Genomic DNA, 9791 nt, shown 5'->3' with positions numbered 1-9791 from the left:
CCGTCGGCATTCCCACACCTGTCGCGGTTCTCAAGCCGTGGCGGTTCTCAAGCCGTGGCGGTTCTCAAACCGCCGCCGCTCCCAGGCCATCACCCTTCCCCGGCCGCCACCCCTCCAGGCCGTCGCCCTTCCCCTGCCGTCGGCATTCTCAGACGGTTACGCCGCCCGGCCGACCGCGTTACTAGGCGAGGAAGGCTTGGACGTTGGAAATTTCGTCGTTGAGGGGGGTTTGTTCGGCGAAGAAAGTGGGGGTGATCTGTTTTTGGCGGATTGTCCATGTGCCGGTGACTGTGGCGTTCACGATGATCGTTGGGCGGATGATTCCGCCGCCGGGATGGACCTCTCGGACGTGGGACAACATCCCTTCGCGGGTACGCCAGCCAAGGAGGTATTCGTCGAAGGCGGGCAGTAGCCGTACCAGATCGGCGGGTGGATGGGTTTGTGGTTGTTTTTCGGGTGATCGCGCGAGTTTCCAGGCGCGGCGGGCGTCGCCCAAGGAGATGCCTGACCAGGCCGCGAGGTCTTCCGGACCTGCGGGGCTGTGGGCGTGGAGGTAGCGTTTCGCCAGCTCGGTGAGTGCTTTGTCACGGTCAGGTTCGAAGGTGAGAGGAGCACCCAGCCAGTCGGCGGTGTGGACATATGTGGCTTTGCCATCACGGTTGGGGCCGAGCACGAGGAGCCCTCTCTCGGCGGCGAGGGCGGCCAGATGGATGACCGTTTGGCCCTGAGCTGAGGTGTTCAACCGGGCGGCGAGTTCGGCCTTGGTCAGCGGGCCTTGGTCACGCATCGCCCGGTCCACACGATTGACGAGTTGTTCCGGGGTCTGTCCCTCGACACCGAGTTGGCGGAGTCTGCGCATCGCGTTCTGGACTCCTGGGCGTACCAGGGAGAGCAGCCAGGGCAGGTCGTCCGCGACGATCAGGTGGAGCGTGCCCCGAGGCCCCCAGGCGCGAACGATCTCCGCTTCGGCCAGCGCGCTCTCCACATCCGTCCGGCGGAACCCCGTCCCCCGCGCGCGCAGCGCCAGCATCGCCGCGCGCGCGTCCTGTGCCTGTACAGCGAGCAGGTTCCGTACGATCCCGGCGGGCGTGCCAGGTGGGCGGTGCAGCAGTTGGGACACCGCCCGCGCAGGCCACAGATCGTTCATGGGATTCCTCGGAAACTCGGCTTGCCGGAGAACTGTCGGGGGCGTGTCCTACGGTAGAGCGCGTGCCTGAGGAGATCGTGCCGGAGACGCTGGATGCCGCGCTGACCGATGAGGCGGTGCTTGTCACTTATCGGAGGATGTTCGCGGCGCTGGCCCGGGATAGCGGGGCCGTGGTCGACGATCCGGCGCTGGTGGACATCGCCGAGACGTTGTTCGCCGCGTTCGCGGAAGCCGGGGAGGAGTGGCTGACGCATGAGCAGATGCGGCATGCCTGCCGCGCTTATCCGGCCGATCAGTTCGAGAATCGGCTGCGGGTGCTGCGCGGGCTCGGCGCGGTGCGCGAAGTGTTCCCCAAGCCGAACCAGCTCCGATATCGGGCGTCGTTCACCTCGGTCGTCGGGTTGATGTTCATCCGGCGGATGATGGACGACGGTGGGCAGAGCGAGATGCATCGCCTGCTGGCGTTGGAGGATCTCAACGTCGCCGATCCGCGGACCACGATGGAGCAGGCCAGGCAATCGGCGTACAACCTGGCCAGGGCGTTCCGGTTGTGGGCGCTGGAGCTGATCACGCTCAGCACGGGGACGATCGAGGAATTGCGGGAGCAGGCGCCCAAACTGTGGGGCACCGAGGAGATCGCCCGCCGGGCGCAGAGCCTGCACGGCACGATTCTCGGCCGCTGGCCCGCCCTGGACCGGACGTGCACCGACCTGCGTACGGCGATCTACGCCTACAGCGACGCCTCCCGCCGCGCCGCCGGACGCTTGGCCGACTCCGCCGGAACCACCAGAAACCTCACCCTTCTCCCCGCCGAAACCTGGCGCACCTTCGCCCAGACCGCGACCAGGGAACGCCTCGCCGCCGTTCTCGACGGTTTCGCCTTCGACGCCGCCGCCCCTTGGCACGATCCCGCCGCGATCGCCCAAGCCGTCGACGAAGCCCCTCGCCCCGCCCCGATCCGGCCGACCCCGCCCAGATCCCCTCTTCCCGACCCGGGCCCCGAAAATTCGTACGCTCCGGTTCTCACCGGCCTCGACCGTCTGACCACCGTCGCCGAAGCCGCCCTCGCCGGCCGGTCCGAAGTCCCCCTCAGCGAGATTCTCACCGACCGCTGGCCCGCGATCCGCCGCCTCCTGGCCGACCTCACGGCCGCCGACCTCCGTTCGGAGCTGCCATACCGGTTGCGCTGGTCCGACACCCTGACCTCGCATCCAGAGGGCCACCCCAGCTGGCTCTCCCACGGCACCTTCGAAAGGCACCCCTCCGATGCCTGAACCCGAGCCACAGACCCACACATCGTGGGACGACCCCGAAGCCACCCGACCTATGCATGATCGTCCGCTACGGATCCACATAATGCAGAGCACCTTGGAAGGTGCCCAACCAGTACTTGGTCATGAGCCACCGCAGACCTCGACAACGCGGAGCAGCTTCGAAGCCACCCGGTCGGTGCCAGGTCAGCCACCGGCCCACGCATCGCGGGACGCCTTGGCAAGTTCCCGGCCTGTGCCGGAACGGCAGCCGCAGGCGCACGCTCGGGCCCGGATGAATGGGGTTCTCCCCCTGGGTCCTGCTGAGAGCGTTCCTGCGGGGTTTGTCCGGCTCTCGCAGGGTCTTTCGCAAGGTCTCGCGCAAGGTCTCGCGCAGGGCCTCGCGCAAGGTGAGGCCACGCTGGCTCTCGCCCAATGGCCGGATGGCGTTACGCCGTCGGTGCTGGATGAATACCAGCTTCCCGCGTTTCCCGTCGAACGTTCGGGCGAGACCCGTCGCATGCTCGCGGCCTGTCTCCGTGCGTGCTGGACCGACCTTGGCAGCGATCCCTGGCCAGGCACTGCCGTTCCCGTGGCATCCGTGCTCAGCTGCTACCGAGCGCTGACGGGCCGCCCCGACGACTCCACCCGAAGCTGGGCAATTGGCGCCCTCCGCCGGCTCAACGACACCGCCTGGATCACCCTCACATCCGGCTTGGATGACATCGCCACCCGCGGGGGGCGAGCCAAACTTGGTGATCTGACGAAGGCGTATGTCCGGCTTGGTCCCCGCTGCGCGACCTGGCCCGCCGATTCGCATGCCCAGCTCCGCGAGCTGATGCGCAGAATGCCGGTTCCCCCGCCGACCGAGGACACCGAGTCCGAGCGGCTGCCGGTGAGCGGTTACCGAGACGAAGGGGCCGCCGATCTGGAAGATCTCCTGTCTCCGTATGACGAACGCCGCCGGGCGGAACTGGTAGCGGCGTTCATGGTCGTCGAGCAGGTCGCGGAACCGGTGCACGAGGCACGGTTCGCCGCCCTGCGCGACCCGGCCCTGCGCCGTACCCTCACCGACATGCTCTCCCGGCGTGGCCGAACGCTGATCCAGCGCCGCGACACCTGGATCTCCGGCTACCAGGACGGCATCACATCCGGCGACGGGCAACTCTCCGAGGGCGAGCGCGCGGTCCTGACCCTGGTGCTGATCCATTCCGTGGCGATCCCCCGCTCTGAGGGCCTGCTGTCCGAGGACACCTGGCTGTCGCCGTACCCCGTACCAGTCGAGGAACTACGCAAACGAACCCTTCTCCCGATCGGCGAACTGGACGCCGCTCTCAGAACGCTCCGCCACGCCGGACTCCTCACCCAGATGAAGAGCGCCGACGAAATCTCCGGCGGCTACGTTCCCGGCCCCCAGTTCCACCGCCTCACCCAAGCCGCCCGGGCCCGCCTCCAGGAGGAACTCATCCTCGCCGCCGGCCCACACACCCCCCTCGCCATCGCCATCCGCTCCCGCCGAGCCACCACCACAAGGGGACAAGAGTGACGCACCCCTCACCAGCGCCCTCCAACTCCACCCCCGCGGAGAGCGAACCCACCCATCCCCCGGCACGGCCGACCACCCCATCCGTGACGCAGAACAAAGTTCCGCGAGCGGAAATGACATCCGAGGCGACCGCGACGGTCCTCACGCCCACGGTGACGGAGAATGTGGTTGGGGATCGGGTGTTGGTTGCTGTGCAGGCGATCAATATTTCGCGGTTGTCGACGCATCCGGTGCCGACGGTGCCGGGGACGTTGATCGTGGTGGCGGGGGCTGGGCCCAAGGACTCCAATGGGGCGGGGAAATCTTCGTTTATCGCGGCGATCACGGCGTTGCTTGGGGATGAGCAGTGGCGGTTCGCGTCAGGGGCGAAGGCCGTGTCCGAATTGCTGTTCAACGCCGAGTTGGCGGCGCAAGGCGATCAGCAGTGGGCGAGCGCCGATCACGGATACATCATCGGTGTCTTCGACGTGCCCTCGGCGGGGTTGCCGATCACGGTGTGGGTGCGGGTGAATCAGGAGGCGCCGCATCTTGAAGTGCGCTGGGCGGAGGGTGTGCGCCTGGCCAGGGCGGCGTCCGAAGCTGATCGGGTCAGCAGAGCTGATGAGCTGTGGGCGGAGTTGCCGAAGAGCGCGGGGCGCCGGGACGTGGTCGCTCGTGATCTGACCCGGGTGCTTTATGGGGATCGTGTCAGGTGTGTCTCGTTCCTGTCGACGTCGGTCCGGAGCAAGGTCGCCACGAACCTGCTCTCGCAACCGCTGAACGAGATCTCGCCCGAGCGCATCTTCGAAGCGATCGCGGCGCTAACCGGCCTGGACGGTGAGCTCGACCAGGAACGTGAAGCCCGGCGTGACGAGCACGCCAAGCGTGTCCGCGCCGCCCAAGCCGAGGAACGCCTGCGGGAATTCGAGCGGGACTCGGCCGCGCTGCTCGGCACGTTCGACCGGCGTGACCAGGCCAGAGACCGGTTGGCCCAGGCACTGCGCAGCTGGCGGGGCAGGCTCGCCCGCCGATTCGTCGACGCCGCGGACCGCGACCAGGATCTCAAGACCGACCTCACCGCCCACGAGGACGCCGCCGACACCGCCGCCGAGGCGATCGCGGCGGTCAAGACCGAGATCAGCGGATTGAAGGACGACTCGCTCGATCGCGCTCTGGCCGCCGCCCGCCGCGAACTCGCCGCCATCCAGGTTCGCGCCAACAAACTGGAGACCGAACGCGCCGTCATCCAGAACACCGCCGACGAACTCCGCGCGCGAATCCCCGCACTTGAGGATCTTCAGCGCCAATCCGACGGTCTTGACGTCCCCACGGCGAACACCGAACTCGCCGACGCCCGGCATCGCCTCAACGAGGCGCTCAAAGCCCAGGGCGTGGCCGACCGTGAAGCCCAGACCGCGGAAACCGCCCTTCAAGAAGCGGAGAACGGCCCCGCCTCCGCCCAGCTCAGAGCCCTGTCCGCAGCGGGCCTCCCCGCCGCCAGCCTCCTGGACGCCCTCGACGTCGCCGAACACGCCCACGACACTCTGCCCACTCCCGGCGGATGGCCCCACGACCTCGCCGTGATCGTCGACTCGGGACACATGCGAGCAGCCGCACAAGCATTGGCGGATCTGCCCGGCTCCGTCCTGGTCAGTCCCGCCGGAGTGACCGTGATCGGGGCTTTCGAAGACGCCGTGACCGGCCGTGACGCACGCATCAAAGCCGCCGAACAACGCCTGACCCGGGCACGAGACACCCAGCAACGAGCGGCCCACGCCGTACGCCAAGCCGAAGAGGGCGTAGCCGCCGCGAAACGCCGCGTAGAAGGCGCGGAAGCCACCATCCGACTCGCCGAAATACACCAGCGACTGACAGACCAGCGCGACCAACTCGGCATCCTGCAAGCGGCCATCGCCGAACTGACCCCCACCCTGGACACCGCCGAACAGGAAGTGAGCACCCTCGACTTCCGCGCCAGAACCCGCAACATGGAGATCGAACGCCTCGACGCCCGCCGCCAGCGCCTGGAATCCGAACGCGACCAGGCCAGACTCCGAGCCACCGAGATAGCAGCCGAACGCCACGCCCTCGACCTCCCAGCCCTGTCCCAAGAATGGGCAAGCAACTGGCCCCCTCCCCTCACGCCTCAGCTGAAAACGGCAACAGGCTCCCCGGCCCGCAGCCCGGAAGCGGCCCGTATTCCAGAGACGAACCGCACTTCGAAGGCAGCCCGCACCTCGGAGGCGAGCGGCACCCGAGAGACAGCGCGGACCCCGAAGGCCGCCCGCACCCCCGAAACGAGCGGCACCCTGAAGGCGACCCCCACACCAGAAGCGGACGACGCCCCGGAGACAGCCCTCACACCAGAAACGTACGGCTCCCAAGGTGAGCAGGTGGACCACCAGATGTTTGGCGACCAACTGGGCGGCGCTGTCGACGGCCAAGAGGCGGCCCGTACTCCGGGGACGGACGGCATTTCGATGGCGGTCCGGGCTCCACACACGAGCGGCAGGCCGGAGATGGTCAGCGAACTGGAGGCGGCCCGGGACTGGCTGACCACCGCCGACCCCTTGACTGCCGACGAATGGTGGCGCACTGCCGAACGGCATCTTGACGCCGCCCTGCGGGCCACATTCGCCGAAACCGACGAAACTCCCGAAGAGCTCGATTTCCTCATCCGAGAGCGCCGCAGCGGCCGCTCCGCCCAGGAACTGGCGACCTTCCCCGCCCTCTGCGCTTCCCTCTCCTCTTACCTTCGCGGCCAGGAAGAATACGAACGCCACCAGCGCCGCCAAATCGAATCCCAGGTGACGTCCCGCCGCCGCGACCTATCCGCCGCCACCAAAGGCGCCGAAGAAGCCGCCCAATCCACTGCCGTCCACCGTGCCGCCCTGACCGAGGCCATCAGAACAAGGCTCGCCCGAGTGGCCGAAGAATTCGGAAAACTCGACACCGGTTACGGCGGCTACGGCGCCACGCTCGACTTCCCTGTCCCCACCGCCCCCGCAGACCCGGAACAGCGCTGGTCCTGGCGGGTGATCCCCAAATGGCGCCGCGGCGAAGGCCAAAGCTACGTCCCCTACAACCGCCGCGCCAACACCGCCCTCATGGACGAGAAAGCGGTCAAACTAGTCTGCGCCGCCGCCATCGCCTCCTCCGGCGGCACCCACCTGACCCTCGTCCTCGACGAACTAGGCCGCAACCTGGGCAAGGAACACCGCCGAGAAGCCGTTTCCCTGTTCCGCCGAATAGGCGAAACCCACGGCATCACCGTAATCGGCGCCCTCCAGGACGACATGGAACCCTACGCCATTGACGCCTGCGGCCAGTACATCAAACTCCGCCGCTCCTCCGACGCAACCCCCTATAACGACCCCCCAATCATCATCGCCCACGACCGCCACCCCGAACGAGTCCACACCCTCAGCCCTTGGATAACGCGCCCTAACCAAACTCAACCTCTAATTAATTCCGACAACTCGAAGGCGTGATATCCCCAACGCATAATCGCTCACCTCACCCACGGCGACCGCATCGGCCGCGTGGGCTAACAAGGCGGCAGGTCCGAGCTGATGAAGATCTCCGCCGGACGTCTCACACCGCCAAGCTGAAGTAAGTGCTGACAGAGATGGGGCAGCCGTGCTCGGTCAGGACACGGCAGATCGGCTCGACACCGAACACGTCGGCCAGAGACGCCTAGACGCACGCGTCCCCGGCGGAGCGCGACGATCCGGCCGTCTGCGGGCGGCCTGATTCGGCGACCAGGCGGCGGGGGTGTCGAGGTCGATGAAGCGGGTGGTCACCCTCGGGCACTCCAGCGGGATCACCAGCGACAGGCCGATCAGCGTCGAACCGTCGGGGGGTCGGCGACCCTCGCCGACCCTCATTTCACGACACCACGCCTGCTACCAGCGGAAACTCATATGACATTTCCGCGGACGCGACCAGCCTGGGCTACGACGGATTCGCGACTATCGGCGGCGTGCCCGCGATCTGCTTGAGTGCCGCGAGACCAGCGGCGTGCTGCCGCGAGCCAGGGACGACATGGCTGCGCGGGTTCGCCGGAGTGTCGATTTCATCCCGGACGAGCTCGTCGAGGGCGGCTAGGCGCCGTCGTCCCAGTCTCGACCGTAAGTCCAGTCCGGGTGATCCTTTGGTCCTTCAGGTCCGCGTATGGTCTGCTGCTCGCGCTCACCTCGATCACGAATCGCCGCATGATCGTCTGAAGGGGTTGCCCTTGACGTGCGCGTCAAGGGTTAGGGTCACCACGCCCTTTTGCCATACATCTGAGGAGCGCAACGTGCCGTCCCTGCCGCAAATGTCAAGAGAAGTCCGGCTCGCCACCCTGCCGGACGGGCTGCCGAAGCCAGAGCATTTCGTGGTCGCCGAGGTCCCGCTGCCAAGGCCGGACGATGGCCAGGTGCTGGTCCGCAATCGCTTCTTCCACGTCTTCGCCGCGCTTCGTACGCTGATCGGCGGGAGTATGAAGGGCGCGCCCTTGCCGCCGCTGCGCCCCGGCGACACCCTGCTCGGGCCCGCGATCGGGGAGGTCGTGTCGGCCACCGGGGACAGCGGGCCGCAGGCGGGCGACCTGGTCTCACACTGGTTGGGCTGGCGCGAGTACGCGGTCGTGCCGGTCGGCCAGGTCACGCCGTTGGGCGACGCGCTGCCCGACCCCGTCGCGCATCTGGGCCAGGGTGGGCTCGCCTACGCGGCGCTGACCAGGGATGCCGAGGTCAGGCCGGGGGACACCGTGTTCGTCTCGGGCGCCGCGGGCGGGGTCGGATCGCTGGCCGGGCAGATCGCCCGGCTGCTCGGCGCCGGTCAGGTGATCGGCAGCACCAGTTCGCGGGAGAAGGCCGATCGGCTGATCTCCGAGCTGGGGTACGGCGCGGCCGTGATCCGCGGCGCGGCGCCGATCGAGGAGCAGCTGGCGAAGGCCGCCCCTGACGGTATCGACGTCTACCTGGACAACGTCGGCGGCGACCAGCTCCAGGCGGCGGTGGCCGCAGCCCGGCCCGGAGCCCGGTTCGTCCTGGTCGGCGCACTGTCTGGGCAGATGTCACCACACGGAACGGGTGGGACCTCGCCAGTCGAACTCGACACCGCGCAGCTGATCGTCAAGCGAATCTCGATACAGGCCTTCCAAGGCCACGACGAGCAGGCGCGATCCCAGTGGCTCGAACGCTTCGGCCGCTGGCTACGGGCGGGCGACATCACGTTCCCGCATGTTCGGGTGGCGGGCATCGATCACGCGCCGCGGGCGTTGCACGAACTGCTCGAGGGACGGCATTTCGGGACCGTCATCGTCGAACTGTAGGCCTTCTGGGAGGACTGATGCGCATCGGTGACGCGGCAGCCGCGGCGGGCACCACGCCCCGGGCACTGCGGTTCTACGAGCAGCGAGGGCTGCTGACCCCGCCCCCGCGCACCGTGACCGGGCAACGTGAGTACGGGCAGCGCGAGGTGGATCGCGTGCGCATCATCCGCGAGTTGCTGTCGCTCGGGCTGACCATCGAGGACGTACGGATTTGCGCCGATCGCCTGCACCTGCTGGATGGCGACAAACTGCCGCCGCGTGCCGGCCCCGGCTGCTCCATGGCGAGCGGCGTGGTGGAGCGCAGGCTCGCCGCCCTCGACGCGGAGATCGCTCGCCTGTCCCGAGTGCGCGAACAACTCGCCGCGCGGGCCGGGATCGGGATGGAGGAAGACGCGAAGACCGCGTAAGCGTGCCATTTACCTGCCAGCCCTTTACGCAGGAGGACCCACCGCGGCTACGGCTAGGTAATGATCTCTGGCTGGCCGTAGCCGATCGGACCAGGTTGAGGCCGCCCCAGCACGGCACCGAGGTCGTCTTCGGAGACCCGGG

General features: G+C 67.9%; 6 protein-coding genes. 5 read left to right on the top strand and 1 reads right to left on the bottom strand.

From position 1 onward, the window contains the following. Positions 1–181: 181 nt before the first annotated feature. Entirely contained in the window at positions 182–1147 is a 966-nt protein-coding gene (locus tag Aple_RS38015) for a winged helix DNA-binding domain-containing protein (protein WP_155349602.1), read from the bottom strand. A gap of 62 nt (positions 1148–1209) precedes the next feature. Between Aple_RS38015 and Aple_RS38010 the strand changes: the two genes are divergently transcribed. The 5 genes from Aple_RS38010 (at position 1210) to Aple_RS37980 (ending at position 9649) form a co-directional block, all read left to right on the top strand. Beyond that, positions 1210–2421: a hypothetical protein gene (locus Aple_RS38010; RefSeq protein ID WP_155349601.1), complete on the top strand. Its 1212-nt coding sequence runs from the start codon at positions 1210–1212 to the stop codon at positions 2419–2421. Between the two features lie 568 nt (positions 2422–2989). Continuing rightward, positions 2990–3943, top strand: coding sequence for a hypothetical protein (locus Aple_RS38000; RefSeq protein ID WP_246265031.1), 954 nt, complete (start codon positions 2990–2992; stop codon positions 3941–3943). A gap of 113 nt (positions 3944–4056) precedes the next feature. After that, positions 4057–7413, top strand: coding sequence for a coiled-coil domain-containing protein (locus tag Aple_RS55035; protein WP_373869685.1), 3357 nt, complete (start codon positions 4057–4059; stop codon positions 7411–7413). 809 nt (positions 7414–8222) lie between these two features. Further along, positions 8223–9242 (top strand): MDR family NADP-dependent oxidoreductase, encoded by a 1020-nt coding sequence (locus tag Aple_RS37985; protein ID WP_218038713.1) that lies wholly within the window; start codon positions 8223–8225, stop codon positions 9240–9242. Positions 9243–9259: 17 nt separating this feature from the next. Beyond that, the gene (locus Aple_RS37980) at positions 9260–9649 is read left to right on the top strand and encodes a MerR family transcriptional regulator (RefSeq protein ID WP_155349600.1); all 390 of its coding nucleotides are present in this window, start codon (positions 9260–9262) and stop codon (positions 9647–9649) included. Positions 9650–9791: the final 142 nt, after the last annotated feature.

It is taken from the genome of Acrocarpospora pleiomorpha (assembly GCF_009687885.1).
Classification (GTDB): Bacteria; Actinomycetota; Actinomycetes; order Streptosporangiales; family Streptosporangiaceae; genus Acrocarpospora; species Acrocarpospora pleiomorpha.
This window is presented reverse-complemented; position numbering and strand designations above follow the sequence as displayed.

Coding starts and splice junctions, on each gene's coding strand:
- Aple_RS38015 (WP_155349602.1), bottom strand. CDS start 1,147: ATGAACGATCTGTGGCCTGCGCGGGCGGTGTCCCAACTGCTGCACCGC.
- Aple_RS55035 (WP_373869685.1), top strand. CDS start 4,057: ATGACATCCGAGGCGACCGCGACGGTCCTCACGCCCACGGTGACGGAG.
- Aple_RS37980 (WP_155349600.1), top strand. CDS start 9,260: ATGCGCATCGGTGACGCGGCAGCCGCGGCGGGCACCACGCCCCGGGCA.